General features: G+C 69.1%; 13 protein-coding genes and 1 pseudogene. All 14 read left to right on the top strand.

The window, feature by feature from the left end:
• The first annotated feature begins 75 nt into the window (after positions 1-75).
• The 14 genes and pseudogenes from aroC (at position 76) to pyrF (ending at position 13,715) form a co-directional block, all read left to right on the top strand.
• Positions 76-1,290 carry a chorismate synthase gene (gene aroC, locus ASF68_RS01320; protein WP_056005796.1) on the top strand — a complete coding sequence of 405 codons (1,215 nt, stop codon included), beginning with the start codon at positions 76-78 and terminating at the stop codon, positions 1,288-1,290.
• Positions 1,283-1,801 carry a shikimate kinase gene (locus tag ASF68_RS01315; protein WP_056005793.1) on the top strand — a complete coding sequence of 173 codons (519 nt, stop codon included), beginning with the start codon at positions 1,283-1,285 and terminating at the stop codon, positions 1,799-1,801. The genes aroC and ASF68_RS01315 overlap by 8 nt, the downstream gene beginning before the upstream one ends.
• Positions 1,798-2,895 carry a 3-dehydroquinate synthase gene (aroB, locus tag ASF68_RS01310; protein WP_056005790.1) on the top strand — a complete coding sequence of 366 codons (1,098 nt, stop codon included), beginning with the start codon at positions 1,798-1,800 and terminating at the stop codon, positions 2,893-2,895. Before ASF68_RS01315 ends, aroB begins: the two co-directional genes overlap by 4 nt.
• Positions 2,896-2,947: 52 nt before the next feature.
• Entirely contained in the window at positions 2,948-3,391 is a 444-nt protein-coding gene (locus ASF68_RS01305) for a type II 3-dehydroquinate dehydratase (RefSeq protein ID WP_056005787.1), read from the top strand.
• 116 nt (positions 3,392-3,507) lie between these two features.
• Positions 3,508-4,071 (top strand): elongation factor P, encoded by a 564-nt coding sequence (gene efp, locus ASF68_RS01300; protein ID WP_056005785.1) that lies wholly within the window; start codon positions 3,508-3,510, stop codon positions 4,069-4,071.
• Positions 4,068-4,484, top strand: coding sequence for a transcription antitermination factor NusB (nusB, locus tag ASF68_RS01295; RefSeq protein WP_056005782.1), 417 nt, complete (start codon positions 4,068-4,070; stop codon positions 4,482-4,484). Before efp ends, nusB begins: the two co-directional genes overlap by 4 nt.
• A complete protein-coding gene (locus ASF68_RS01290; RefSeq protein ID WP_235522536.1) occupies positions 4,481-4,897 on the top strand; it encodes a VOC family protein in 417 nt (138 codons plus the stop codon). Before nusB ends, ASF68_RS01290 begins: the two co-directional genes overlap by 4 nt.
• A 68-nt stretch (positions 4,898-4,965) precedes the next feature.
• A pseudogene (gene pyrR, locus ASF68_RS01285) lies at positions 4,966-5,511 on the top strand (bifunctional pyr operon transcriptional regulator/uracil phosphoribosyltransferase PyrR); the annotation flags it as partial.
• On the top strand, positions 5,508-6,467 hold the full coding sequence (locus tag ASF68_RS01280) for an aspartate carbamoyltransferase catalytic subunit (protein ID WP_056005773.1): 960 nt from the start codon (positions 5,508-5,510) through the stop codon (positions 6,465-6,467). The pseudogene pyrR and the gene ASF68_RS01280, both read left to right, overlap by 4 nt.
• Complete coding sequence (locus tag ASF68_RS01275; protein WP_200936380.1) at positions 6,460-7,827, top strand: dihydroorotase; 1,368 nt, start codon at positions 6,460-6,462, stop codon at positions 7,825-7,827. Before ASF68_RS01280 ends, ASF68_RS01275 begins: the two co-directional genes overlap by 8 nt.
• A complete protein-coding gene (locus tag ASF68_RS01270) occupies positions 7,827-8,420 on the top strand; it encodes a hypothetical protein (RefSeq protein ID WP_056005770.1) in 594 nt (197 codons plus the stop codon). Before ASF68_RS01275 ends, ASF68_RS01270 begins: the two co-directional genes overlap by 1 nt.
• Positions 8,417-9,583 (top strand): glutamine-hydrolyzing carbamoyl-phosphate synthase small subunit, encoded by a 1,167-nt coding sequence (gene carA / locus ASF68_RS01265; RefSeq protein ID WP_056005767.1) that lies wholly within the window; start codon positions 8,417-8,419, stop codon positions 9,581-9,583. The genes ASF68_RS01270 and carA overlap by 4 nt, the downstream gene beginning before the upstream one ends.
• Entirely contained in the window at positions 9,583-12,873 is a 3,291-nt protein-coding gene (gene carB / locus ASF68_RS01260) for a carbamoyl-phosphate synthase large subunit (protein WP_056005762.1), read from the top strand. Before carA ends, carB begins: the two co-directional genes overlap by 1 nt.
• Positions 12,870-13,715, top strand: a complete 846-nt coding sequence (gene pyrF / locus ASF68_RS01255; RefSeq protein ID WP_082498428.1) for an orotidine-5'-phosphate decarboxylase — start codon at positions 12,870-12,872, stop codon at positions 13,713-13,715. The genes carB and pyrF overlap by 4 nt, the downstream gene beginning before the upstream one ends.
• Positions 13,716-13,723: the final 8 nt, after the last annotated feature.

Raw genomic sequence — 13,723 nt, 5'->3', positions numbered from 1 at the left:
CCGAACGGGCCACGATCGGCCGGCGTCCGGTCCGCCGCGCACCGGCGGGTCCCGGCTCTGTGGAAGGATAGGTCCATGCTTCGTTGGCTCACTGCCGGAGAGTCTCACGGCCCGGAACTCATCGCCGTCCTCGAGGGACTCCCGTCCGGCGTCCCCATCTCCATGGACGGCATTCGTGCCGACCTCGCCCGCCGCAAGCTCGGCTACGGCCGCGGCTCCCGCATGAAGTTCGAGGCGGACGAGCTGCATCTCTCGGGTGGCGTCCGTCACGGCTTCTCGATGGGTAGCCCGGTCGCGATCCGCGTCGGCAACACCGAGTGGCCGAAGTGGGAAGAGGTGATGAGCCCCGAGCCGACCGAGGTCTCCGAGAAGTCCCGCGGTCGCAGCGCAGCCCTCACCCGTCCTCGCCCCGGTCACGCCGATCTCACCGGCATGCAGAAGTACGGCTTCGACGAGGCCCGCCCCGTCCTCGAGCGCGCGAGCGCTCGGGAGACAGCCGCTCGCGTCGCCCTCGGCGCCGTCGCGCGGTCCTTCCTCGCAGAACTCGGGATCACGCTCGTCAGCCACACCCTGTCGATCGGCCCCGTCCGCGTGCCGGAGAACGCCCGGCTCCCGCTCCCGTCCGACGTCGACGCACTCGACGCCGATCCGCTGCGCTGCTTCGACGCCGCCACGTCCGAGCGGATGGTCGCCGAGGTCGACGCGGCCAAGAAGGACGGCGACACCCTCGGTGGCATCGTCGAGGTCCTGGCCTACGGTCTCCCGCCGGGCCTCGGCTCGTACGTGCACTGGGATCGTCGGCTCGACGCCCGGCTCGCGGCCGCGCTCATGGGCATCCAGGCCATCAAGGGCGTCGAGGTCGGCGACGGCTTCCTCACCACGACACGCCGTGGCTCGGCGGCACACGACGAACTCGTCCAGGAGGCCGACGGCATCGCGCGTCAGAGCGATCGCGCCGGTGGCACCGAGGGCGGCATGACGACGGGCACGGTCCTCCGTGTCCGTGCCGGCATGAAGCCCATCGCGACGGTCCCGCGTTCGCTCCGGACGGTCGACGTCGCGACGAGCGAGGCCGCGACCGCCCACCACCAGCGGTCCGACGTCTGTGCGGTGCCAGCCTCGGGCGTCGTGGCCGAGGCCATGGTCGCCCTCGTCCTCGCCGAGGCGGTGCTGGAGAAGTTCGGCGGCGACTCGGTCACCGAGACGAAGCGCAACCTCGACGGATACCTCGCGGCGATCCCGTCGAACCTGCGCACGCGAGGCGATCACGCCTCCGGCGCCGATGCCTGATCAGGCCGACGGGCTCCGGCTCCCGGTCGTCCTGATCGGACCGATGGGCTCGGGGAAGAGCCGCGTCGGCAAGCAGCTCGCGAAACGCCTCGGGCTCCCGTTCGTCGACACCGACAACGTCGTCTCCGGCGAGCACGGCCCCATTGCACGGATGTTCGAGCAGCACGGTGAAGCGCACTTCCGTGCCCTCGAGCGCGAGGCGGTCGCGGCGGCGCTCGCACAGCCGGCGATCGTGTCACTCGGCGGAGGAGCAGTCCTCGACGAGGACACACAGCGTGAGCTCTCCGATGCTCGGGTCGTGCTGCTCACCGTGACCGAGCAGGCCGTGCTGGCACGGGCCAACCTCGACAAACGGCCGCTCCTCCGCGACGATCCCGGTGCCTGGTCACGCATCGCCGCAGCACGCCGCCCCCTCTACGAACGACTCGCGGATGTCACCTTCGACACCTCGCACCGACCCATCTCAGGCATCGTCGACGAGCTCGTCGCCTGGGTGAAGGAGCCTGCATGAGCACCGAACCGACCACCTCGCCCGAGCGCACCGTCATCGAGGTCACGGGCTCCGCACCGTACTCGATCACGATCGGTCGCGGGCTCGAGGACACGATCGTCGACGCACTGGGCACGGGCGTGCAGCGGGTCCTCATCGTGCACCCGTCGACACTGGGGGAGAAGGCCTCGAAGCTGCGCGAGTCCCTCAGCGACCGCTACCAGGTGCTCCTTGCCGAGGTGCCCGACGCCGAAGCCGGCAAGCGCGTCGAGGTCGCCGCGTTCTGTTGGGGCGTGCTTGGGCAGGCCGATTTCACGCGATCCGACGCGGTCATCGGTTTCGGCGGTGGCGCGGTCACCGACCTCGCCGGCTTCGTGGCGGCCACCTGGCTGCGCGGCGTCCGACTCGTGCAGCTCCCGACGACGGTCCTCGGCATGGTCGATGCGGCGGTCGGCGGGAAGACGGGCATCAACACCGCCGAGGGCAAGAACCTCGTCGGCGCCTTCTACGCACCCGCTGCCGTGATCGCGGACCTCGACACCCTCGACACACTGCCGAAGAACGAGATCCTCGCGGGCTTCGCGGAGGTCGCGAAGGCCGGGTTCATCCGCTACCCCGAGATCCTCGACCTCATCGAGGCGGACGTCGACGCGGCCACCGATCCGACGACCCCGGCCTTCCGCCGATGCATCGAGCTCGCCATCCGGATGAAGGCCGACGTCGTCAGCGAGGACTTCACCGAACAGGGGCTCCGCGAGATCCTCAACTACGGCCACACCCTGGGTCACGCGATCGAGCACGCCGAGCGCTACCAGTGGCGGCACGGCGCCGCCGTCGCCATCGGCATGATGTACGTCGCGGAGCTGTCCCGTCTCGCGGGTCGGTTGTCTGACGAGGTCGTCGACCGCCACCGCCGTGTCCTGGAGTCGCTCAGCCTGCCGACCGCATATCCCGTCGGTCGCTGGAACACCCTCCTCGCCACCATGCAGCGCGACAAGAAGACCCGTGGGTCGATGTTGCGGTTCATCGTGCTCGACGACCTGGCCAAGCCGACCGTCCTGCAGGGCCCCGAGACCTCGCTGCTGTTCGCCGCCTACCAGGAGATCGGCTCCTGATCGACGCCAACGCGCGCCGCGAGCGCTCGTCCGGAACGGATACCCTCGACACATGACCACCGTGCTCGTCCTCAACGGACCGAACCTCGGACGCCTCGGCAGCCGCGAACCCGACGTCTACGGCTCGGCCGACCTCGATGCACTGCGCACGCTGCTCGAGGGAGAGGCGGGTACCGGGACACGGATCGACCTCCGCCAGACGGACGACGAGGGCGAACTCATCGGCTGGCTCCACGAGGCTGTGGATGCACGGACACCGGTGATCCTGAATCCCGCAGCGTTCACGCATTACAGCTACGGCCTCCGGGATGCCGCGGCCATGGTCACCAAAGCGGGTCTCATCCTCGTCGAGGTGCACCTGTCGAATCCGCACACCCGGGAGACGTTCCGACACACGAGCGTCATCTCGGCGGTCGCGACCGGGGTCATCGCCGGATTCGGTTTCGACTCCTACCGTCTCGCACTCGACCTCGTCGTGCGGCGGACCACCGCCTGACGACCGACACGACCCGGAACGCCACGGCCGCGTTGGTCAGCGGTCCTCCCAGCGGTTACACTCGTTCGTTGGGTCGTATCCGGCCGCACACTTTCCACGAACGGACATTCTCGCGCATGGCTTCTACCGCTGACATCAAGAACGGCATCGTCCTGAACATCGACGGGCAGCTCTGGACGGTGATCGAGTTCCAGCACGTCAAGCCGGGCAAGGGTGGCGCGTTCGTCCGCACCAAGATGAAGAACATCATGACCGGCAAGGTCGTCGACAAGACGTACAACGCGGGCACGAAGATCGACGTCGAGAACGTGGACCGTCGCGACTTCACCTACCTGTACGCGGACGGCGACTCCTTCGTGTTCATGGACAAGAGCGACTACGACCAGATCACGATCCCGGCCGTCGTCGTGGGCGACACCAAGAACTTCCTCCTGGAGAACCAGGACGTCACGGTCGCCCTCAACAACGGCAACCCGCTCTACGTCGAGCTCCCCGCCTCGGTCATCCTCGAGGTCACCTACACGGAACCCGGCCTCCAGGGCGACCGCTCGACCGGTGGCACGAAGCCGGCGACCGTCGAGACCGGCTACGAGATCCAGGTCCCGCTCTTCCTCGAGACCGGCACCAAGGTCAAGGTCGACACCCGCACCGGTGACTACCTCGGTCGCGTCAACGAGTGAGCGCTCGGACCAAGGCGCGGAAACGCGCCCTCGATCTGCTGTACCAGGCCGACGTCCGTCAGCAGACCCTCGCCGAGGTCCTCTCGGCTGAGGCAGCACGTGCGGTCAGCGAACCCGACCGCCAGGCCTCCTGGCTGTACGCCCGTGAGATCGTCGACGGCGTCGGCGACCACGCCGAGGAGATCGACGAGCAGATCGAGACGTACGCCCAGGGCTGGACCCTCGCGCGGATGCCGACGGTCGACCGCGCCATCCTCCGGATCGCCATCTGGGAGATCCTGTTCAACGACGAGGTGCCGCACGGCGTCGCCATCGACGAGGCGGTCGAGGCGGCCAAGACGCTGTCGACCGACGACTCGGCGGGGTTCATCAACGGGCTCCTCGGCAAGATCTCGCAGATCAACCCGCGATGACCATGGGCGACGAGACCGGCCCGGCCCTGCCGCTGAAGCGCGTGCACCACATCGCGATCATCGCCAGCGACTACGAGCGGTCGAAGCGCTTCTACACCTCGGTGCTCGGCTGCGAGCTGATCACCGAGGTGTACCGTGCGGAGCGCGACTCCTGGATGGGCGACCTCGCCCTGAACGGCGAGTACCTCATCGAGCTGTTCTCCTTCCCGGACCCGCCGGCGCGTGCATCAGGGCCCGAAGCGCTCGGTCTCCGGCACCTGGCGTTCGCGGTCGACGACGTCGACGCCGGCCACGCCCGTCTGGTCGAGCTGGGCGTCCGGGTCGAAGACGTCCGGATCGACCCGCACACCTCCCGGAAGATGCTGTTCTTCTTCGATCCCGACGGTCTCCCGTTGGAGCTCTACGAGGCCTGATCCGGCTGCTAGGCTCGGGTGTTGACCAAGACAACCTTTAAGACCGTCCAGAGAGGCGGAGAAGGGAGTCGGCGATGAGCGCACGTACCGTGCTGCACGAAGCTGACATCACGCGGGCGTTGACTCGGATCTCCCACGAGATCCTCGAGTCCAACCGCGGAGCTGACGACCTCGTCATCCTCGGCATCCCCACCCGCGGGGTCATCCTCGCGACACGGATCGCCGCCTCGATCTCCGCCATCTCCGGCGCGACCATCCGGTCTGGTGCCCTCGACGTCACGATGTACCGCGACGACCTGGCGAAGCACCCGACCCGTGCACCACAGCCGACGACGCTCCCACCGGAGGGCATCGACGGCCGCACGGTCGTCCTCGTCGACGACGTCTTGTACTCGGGGCGCACGATCCGCGCCGCTCTGGACGCCCTGACGGATCTCGGCCGCCCACGCGTCGTGCGGCTCGCCGCCCTCGTCGACCGCGGCCACCGCGAGCTCCCGATCCGACCCGACTTCGTCGGCAAGAACCTGCCGTCGTCGCAGGCGGAGCGCATCTACGTCAGGCTCACCGAATTCGACGGGGTCGACGCGGTCACGATCGAGGGGAGTGGCGAGTGAGGCACCTGCTGTCGACGAAGACGCTGACGCGCGACGAGGCGATCGAGATCCTCGACGTCGCCGAGGACATGGCCGACACGCAGTCGCGCGAGGTCAAGAAGCTGCCGACCCTCCGCGGCAAGACGGTCGTCAACCTGTTCTTCGAGGATTCGACCCGCACGAGGATCTCCTTCGAGGCGGCTGCGAAGCGGTTGTCGGCCGATGTGATCACCTTCAGCGCCAAGGGATCGAGCGTCTCGAAGGGCGAGAGTCTCAAGGACACCGCGCAGACCCTCGCCGCCATGCACGCCGACGCCGTCGTGATCCGGCACTCCGCCTCAGGGGCTCCGCAGACCCTCGCGGACAGCGGGTGGATCGACGCCGGCATCCTCAACGCGGGAGACGGGACGCACGAGCACCCGACGCAGGCCCTGCTGGACGCGTTCACGATGCGCAAGCGCATCCACGGTGGCGGGTCACGCGGCCGTGCGCTCGACGGCGTCGCGGTGACGATCGTCGGCGACATCCTCCACTCGCGGGTCGCCCGCTCGAACGTCTGGTTGCTGGACACCCTCGGCGCCGAGGTCACCCTCGTCGCCCCGCCGACACTGCTCCCGGTGGACCTCGGCCCGTGGCCGGCGACCGTCCGCTACGACCTGGACGACGCCATCGCCCAGCGTCCCGACGTCCTGATGATGCTCCGGATCCAGTCCGAACGCATGCAGGCCGCCTTTTTCCCGAACAGCCGGGAGTATTCCAGACGCTGGGGGCTCGACGACGAACGGCTCGCGCGGCTCGACCCGGCTAGCATTGTCATGCACCCCGGACCGATGAACCGCGGACTGGAGATCTCGTCCGGGGCAGCCGACTCGCCCCAGTCGACCGTCCTCGAACAGGTCGCCAACGGGGTGTCGGTCCGGATGGCCGCGCTGTACCTGCTGCTGTCCGGCGATCGAGAGGAATCCACCCGTGTCTGAGCCCGTATCGAACCCCGACGTCACGCTGATCACCGGAGCGACCCTCGCCGACGGATCACGCACCGACCTCCTCCTCCGGGAGGGACGGATCGCGGAACTCGGCTCCGGCCTGAGCGCCTCGGGAGCCACCGTCGTCGACGCGGACGGCCTGCTGGCCCTGCCGGGACTCGTCGACCTCCACACGCATCTCCGCGAGCCCGGCTTCGAGCAGAGCGAGACGGTTCTCACCGGGACGCGTGCCGCGGCGGCCGGTGGCTTCACCGCGGTGTTCGCGATGGCCAACACCTCGCCGGTCGCCGACACGGCCGGGGTCGTCGAGCAGGAGCAGTCGCTCGGTGAACGCGCCGGCTACGCCACCGTGCAGCCGATCGGCGCTGTGACGGTCGGACTCGCGGGGGAGCGGCTCGCCGAACTCGGCGCGATGGCCTCCTCGCGTGCCAAGGTCCGCGTCTTCTCGGACGACGGCCTGTGTGTCTCCGACCCGCTGCTCATGCGTCGTGCGCTGGAGTACGTGAAGGCCTTCGACGGCGTCATCGCGCAGCATGCGCAGGAACCGCGGCTCACCGTCGGCGCACAGATGAACGAGGGCGCCCTCTCGGGTGAACTCGGTCTCACGGGCTGGCCGGCGGTCGCCGAGGAGTCGATCATCGCGCGGGATGTGCTCCTCGCCGAGCACGTCGGTTCCCGCCTGCACATCTGTCACGTCTCGACGGCCGGCTCCGTCGACGTCATCCGATGGGCCAAGGCCCGCGGCATCCCGGTCACCGCCGAAGTCACTCCGCACCACCTGCTGCTCACCGAGGAGTCCGTGGCGAGCTACGACGCCCGGTACAAGGTGAACCCGCCGCTGCGTCGGGCTGAGGACGTCCAAGCGCTGCGCGAGGCCCTCGCGGACGGCACGATCGACATCGTCGCGACGGACCACGCACCCCACCCGGTCGAAGCGAAGGACTGCGAGTGGGACGCCGCGGCGAACGGCATGGTGGGGCTGGAGTCCGCCCTCTCCGTCGTGCACGCGTCGATGGTGGCGACCGGGCTGCTCGACTGGAACGACGTCGCCCGGGTGCTGTCGGCGACGCCCGCGAGGATCGGGCGGATCACCGGTCAGGGGTCCCCGCTCGAGGTGGGCGCGCCCGCGGAACTCGTACTGTACGACACCGCGGCCAGCCGGCCGTTCGGCACGGTCGACCTCGCCGGCAAGGGCGTGAACTCGCCCTACCTCGGCCTGGAGCTGCCCGGCCGGGTCATCGCGACCTTCCACCGGGGCTACGCGACCGTCCTGGATGGCGCCGTGCTGCCGGCGGAGCAGGTCGCGGCCGCCGCACGACGCGCCGCGCGCTCCGCGGAGGTCGAGCACTGATGGACGGGCGCATCCTCGCCGCGCTCCTCGTCGCCGTCTTCCTCCTCGGCGTCCTCGCCCTCATGGCGCTCGCCTGGCGGCGTCGGGTCTCGCGCGACGCCCGGATCGGACCGCTCCCCGAGCTCCCCGACCCCCGTCCCGTCCCGTCCCTGACGGTCGAGGTCCTCTACGTCGCGACGTCGAAGCACGACCAGCCGCTGGAGCGCCTGGCCCTCGAAGGTCTGCGCTATCGCTCGCGGGTGACGCTCGAGCTCGGAGCAGCCGGTGTCGTCGTCGACGTCCCCGGGGAGCGGCCGACGTTCATCCCGGCGACGAGCATCGTCGGGATCGACCAGACCAACCTCACGATCGACCGGGTCGTCGAGCCGGGCGGGCTCCTCCGTCTGAGCTGGCGCCCCGTCCCGTCGGTGATCGCCGACAGCACCTTCCGCGTCCTCGAGCAGGCCGACCGCGCCCGCATCATCGACGCCGTCACGAGCATCATCCCCGCCGCGGACGCCGGACTCCGGCCGACCGGCACCCCAGACACCGTCGGCGAGGCCTCCTCGACCGACGACCGCACCCCACCGCCTCACGAGAGGGCTCGACCATGACCTCCTTCACCCCACCCAGTCCAGCGGTACTCGTCCTCGAGGACGGCAACCGCTACGTCGGGCACGCCTACGGTGCCACCGGCCGCACGCTCGGCGAGGTCGTCTTCGCCACCGGCATGACCGGCTACCAGGAGACCCTGACCGACCCGTCCTACGCCGGCCAGATCGTCCTCATGACGGCGCCGCACATCGGCAACACCGGCGTCAACCGCGAGGACATGGAGTCCGCCCGCGTCTGGGTCGCCGGGTACGTGGTGCGCGACGCCTCCCGCGTCGTCTCCAACTTCCGCGCGGACCGCTCGCTCGACGACGAACTCGTCCAGGACGGTGTCGTGGGCATCAGCGGCATCGACACCCGTGCGGTGACCCGACACATCCGTTCCGCCGGCTCCATGCGCGGCGGCGTGTTCTCCGGGGAGGACTTCGAGCTCTCCGGCGCCGAGCAGCTCAGTCTCGTCCGCGCCGGTGCGCAGATGGCCGGTCTCAACCTGTCCGGTCAGGTCTCCACCACCGAGCAGTACACCGTCGAGGCGGTGGGCGAGCGTGTCGGTTCCGTCGCGGTCCTCGACCTCGGCGTCAAGACCTCCACGCTCAACCACCTCGCCGCCCGCGGCTTCGACGTCGTGGTGCTGCCGCAGTCGGTGACCTCGGCCGAGGTCCTCGCGCTCGAGCCCTCCGCCCTGTTCTTCTCGAACGGCCCCGGCGACCCAGCCGCCAGCGACGCGCACGTCGCGCTCCTGCAGGACGTGCTCCGGGCAGGCGTGCCGTACTTCGGGATCTGCTTCGGCAACCAGCTGTTGGGCCGGGCGCTCGGCTTCGACACCTACAAGCTGCCCTTCGGCCACCGTGGGATCAACCAGCCGGTCCTCGACAAGGCGACGGGCCGGGTGGAGATCACCTCGCAGAACCACGGGTTCGCGGTCGACCTGCCCATCGAGGGCCGTCATGAGACGCCTGCCGGGTTCGGCCTCGCCGAGGTCAGCCACTACAGCCTGAACGATGAGGTCGTCGAGGGCATCAACTGCATCGACATCCCCGCCTTCTCGGTCCAGTACCACCCGGAGTCCGCCTCCGGTCCGCACGACGCGGTCTACCTGTTCGACCGGTTCCGCGATCTCGTGACCGGCCACGCCACCACTTCCAGCACCAAGGAGAACAACTAGTGCCCAAGCGCGACGACATCAACAGCGTCCTCGTCATCGGCTCCGGGCCGATCGTCATCGGGCAGGCCGCGGAGTTCGACTACTCGGGCACCCAGGCCTGCCGAGTCCTGCGAGAGGAGGGCGTCCGCGTCATCCTCGTCAACTCGAACCCGGCGACGATCATGACCGACCCCGACTTCGCCGACGCGACCTACGTCGAGCCGATCACGTGGCAGGTCATCGAGACGATCATCGCGAAGGAGAAGCCCGACGCCATCCTCCCGACGCTCGGCGGCCAGACGGCCCTGAACGCGGCGATCCAGCTCCACGAGCACGGGATCCTCGAGAAGTACGACGTCGAGCTCATCGGAGCGAACTTCGAGGCGATCAACAAGGGCGAGGACCGCCAGATCTTCAAGCAGCTCGTCCTCGACGCCGGCGCCGACGTGGCCCGCTCCTACATCGCCCACACGGTCGAGGAGGCCGTCGGCTACGCCGAGGACCTCGGCTACCCGCTCGTCGTCCGTCCCTCGTTCACCATGGGCGGTCTCGGCTCGGGCTTCGCGTACACCGAGGCTGAGCTCCGTCGCATCGTCGGCGACGGCCTCCACCAGAGCCCGACCACCGAGGTGCTCCTCGAGGAGTCGATCCTCGGTTGGAAGGAGTACGAGCTCGAACTCATGCGCGACACGGCGGACAACACCGTCGTCGTCTGCTCGATCGAGAACGTCGACCCCGTCGGTGTCCACACCGGAGACTCGATCACGGTGGCTCCCGCGCTGACGCTGACCGACCGCGAGTACCAGAAGCTCCGCGACATCGGCATCGACATCATCCGCGCGGTCGGTGTCGACACCGGTGGTTGCAACATCCAGTTCGCCGTCGACCCGGCCGACGGCCGCATCATCGTCATCGAGATGAACCCGCGCGTCTCGCGCTCGAGCGCCCTCGCCTCGAAGGCGACCGGCTTCCCGATCGCGAAGATCGCGGCGAAGCTGGCCATCGGTTACCGTCTCGACGAGATCCCGAACGACATCACCAAGGTCACCCCGGCGAGCTTCGAGCCCACGCTCGACTACGTCGTCGTCAAGGTCCCGCGGTTCGCGTTCGAGAAGTTCCCGGCCGCGGACCCGACGCTGACCACCACCATGAAGTCGGTGGGCGAGGCGATGGCCATCGGCCGCAACTACGCCACGGCCCTCCAGAAGGCGCTCCGCTCGCTCGAGAAGCGCGGCTCCAGCTTCCACTGGGGCGAGGAGTCACGCAGCGCCGACGAGCTGCTCGAGATCTCGAAGACGCCCACCGACGGCCGTATCGTCGTGGTCCAGCAGGCGCTCCGGAAGGGTGCGACCGCCGAGCAGGTCTTCGAGGCGACCAAGATCGACCCGTGGTTCATCGATCAGATCGTCCTCATCAACGACGTCGCCGACTGGATCGCCGCGGCCGAACGCCTGGACACCGAGGTGCTCCGGACCGCCAAGAACCACGGCTTCTCCGACGCGCAGATCGGTCAGCTCCGCGGTTTCGGCGAGCAGGAGGTGCGCGAGGTCCGCCACATCCTCGGCGTGCGTCCGGTCTACAAGACGGTCGACACCTGCGCCGGGGAGTTCCCCGCCCTCACGCCGTACCATTACTCCAGCTACGACACGGAGACCGAGGTGGTCGCGAGCGACCGCCGCAAGGTCGTCATCCTCGGCTCCGGGCCGAACCGGATCGGTCAGGGGATCGAGTTCGACTACTCCTGTGTGCACGCCTCGTTCGCGCTGCAGGCCGCCGGCTTCGAGACCATCATGATCAACTGCAACCCCGAGACGGTCTCCACGGACTACGACACGAGCGACCGCCTGTACTTCGAGCCGCTCACGCTCGAAGACGTGCTCGAGGTCATCCACGCGGAGAGCGAGTCCGGCGAGCTCGTCGGGGTCGTCGTCCAGCTGGGCGGCCAGACGGCACTCGGCCTCGCGAAGGGGCTTGAAGCCGCCGGAGTCCCGATCCTCGGCACCACGCCGACCGCCATCGACCTCGCCGAGGAGCGCGGACAGTTCCAGCAGATCCTCGACGCCGCCGGGCTCGTCGCACCGAAGAACGGCACCGCCGTCGAGATCGAGGGCGCCCTCCGGGTCGCCGAGGAGATCGGCTACCCGGTCCTCGTGCGTCCGAGCTTCGTCCTCGGCGGTCGCGGCATGGAGATCATCTACGACAGCGCTTCGCTGACGGACTATTTCGTGCGCATCGAGGACCAGGGCATCGTGGGCCCGGCGCAGCCGCTGCTCGTCGACCACTTCCTCGACGACGCGATCGAGATCGACGTGGACGCCCTGTTCGACGGTGAGGAACTCTACATCGGCGGTGTCATGGAGCACATCGAGGAGGCCGGGATCCACTCGGGCGACTCCAGCTGCACCCTGCCGCCGGTCTCCCTCGGCCGTGCCGAGATCGACCGGGTCCGTACCGCAACGCTCGCGATCGCCCAGGGGATCGGGGTCCGTGGCCTGCTCAACGTGCAGTTCGCCATCGGCGCCGGCATCCTCTACGTCATCGAGGCCAACCCACGGGCGTCCCGCACCGTGCCGTTCGTCTCGAAGGCGCTCGGCATCCCGCTGGCGAAGGCCGCGTCCCTCATCATGACGGGCGCCACGGTCGCCGAGCTCAAGGACTCGGGGCTCCTGCCCCCGGTCGACGGGTCGCGCGTGCCGATCGACTCCCCGGTGTCGGTGAAAGAGGCCGTGCTGCCCTTCAAGCGGTTCCGAACGAAGGACGGCCAGATCGTCGACAGCGTGCTCGGGCCGGAGATGCGCTCCACCGGTGAGGTCATGGGCATCGACAAGGACTTCCCGCGCGCCTTCGCGAAGAGCCAGGAGGCGGCCTACGGCGGTCTGCCCTCGAGCGGCACGGTGTTCGTCTCGGTCTCCGACCGCGACAAGCGCTCGATCATCCTGCCGGTGCTCCGCCTGCAGCAGCTCGGCTTCGACATCCTCGCCACCGACGGCACGGCGGAGGTCCTGAACCGGAACGGCATCAGCGCGCGGACGGTCCGCAAGTACAGCGAGACCACCGCAGCGGGGGAGGACGACTCGATCGTCGACCTGATCAACCGAGACGAGGTCGACATGGTCATCAACACGCCGAGTGGCCGATCCGCCCGCGCGGACGGCTACGAGATCCGCGCGGCAGCCGTCGCAGCGGACAAGCCGCTCTTCACGACGATCGCGCAGCTGACGGCCGCTGTCGGCTCCTTCGAGGCACTCGGCGGGGGCTTCGAGGTCCGGTCCCTGCAGGAGTACGCACTCGATCGGGCTGCACGCTCGTGACGGCTTCGTTCGGAACCCGACTGGACGAGGTCTTCGTCCGGTCGGGCCGGCTCTGCGTCGGCATCGATCCGCACCGCTTCCTGCTCGAGGCATGGGGGCTGCCCGACACCGCCGCCGGCGCCGGGGCCTTCGGGCTCGCCGTCGTCGAGGCGACGGCGGGCCGGGCCGGCATCGTGAAGCCGCAGGTGGCGTTCTTCGAACGGTTCGGATCGGCGGGCTACGTCGCGCTGGAAGGTGTCCTCGCCGCAGCACGCGACGCCGGACTCCTCGTGATCGGCGATGCCAAGCGTGGCGAGATCGGGACGAGCATGGAGGGGTACGCCGAGGCCTGGCTGACCCCGGGTTCCCCGCTCGAAGTCGACGCGCTCACCGTGAACCCGTACCTGGGTTTCGGCTCGCTCCAGCCGGCGCTCGAGCTCGCCGAACACGAGGGCAAGGGATTGTTCGTGCTGACGGCGACCTCGAATCCCGAGGGACGCGACGTCCAGCTCGCCGAGGACCGCGCAGGCCTCACGGTCGCAGCGTCGATGCTCGGCGAGATCGACCACTGGAACGCGAGACATCACCCAGGGTCGACGGGTTCGATCGGTGCCGTCATCGGTGCCACGCTCCGTCTGGAGGAGTTCGGCATGACGGCGGTGCCGACCCGATCGGTCGTCCCGATCCTCGCTCCCGGCTTCGGCCATCAGGGTGCAGCGGTCGCCGACCTCGAATCCATCTACGGTGACCTCGCTCCAGGCGTCATCGTCTCCGAGTCCCGCAGCATCCTCGCCGCCGGGCCGTCGGGGATCGCGGACGCCGTCGAGCGCTCCGCCGACGCCGTGAGGAGCGCCCGTGGTTGACCAGGAAC

It is taken from the genome of Plantibacter sp. Leaf314, from assembly GCF_001423185.1.
Classification (GTDB): domain Bacteria; phylum Actinomycetota; class Actinomycetes; order Actinomycetales; family Microbacteriaceae; genus Plantibacter.
Note: the sequence above shows the minus strand (reverse complement) of the source record. Positions and strands in the feature narration are given on the sequence as shown.

Excerpts from the sequence above, each read along its gene's own strand:
- aroC (WP_056005796.1), top strand. The coding sequence starts at position 76 with ATGCTTCGTTGGCTCACTGCCGGAGAGTCTCACGGCCCGGAACTCATC.
- ASF68_RS01315 (WP_056005793.1), top strand. The coding sequence starts at position 1,283 with ATGCCTGATCAGGCCGACGGGCTCCGGCTCCCGGTCGTCCTGATCGGA.
- aroB (WP_056005790.1), top strand. The coding sequence starts at position 1,798 with ATGAGCACCGAACCGACCACCTCGCCCGAGCGCACCGTCATCGAGGTC.
- ASF68_RS01305 (WP_056005787.1), top strand. The coding sequence starts at position 2,948 with ATGACCACCGTGCTCGTCCTCAACGGACCGAACCTCGGACGCCTCGGC.
- efp (WP_056005785.1), top strand. The coding sequence starts at position 3,508 with ATGGCTTCTACCGCTGACATCAAGAACGGCATCGTCCTGAACATCGAC.
- ASF68_RS01290 (WP_235522536.1), top strand. The coding sequence starts at position 4,481 with ATGACCATGGGCGACGAGACCGGCCCGGCCCTGCCGCTGAAGCGCGTG.
- ASF68_RS01270 (WP_056005770.1), top strand. The coding sequence starts at position 7,827 with ATGGACGGGCGCATCCTCGCCGCGCTCCTCGTCGCCGTCTTCCTCCTC.
- carA (WP_056005767.1), top strand. The coding sequence starts at position 8,417 with ATGACCTCCTTCACCCCACCCAGTCCAGCGGTACTCGTCCTCGAGGAC.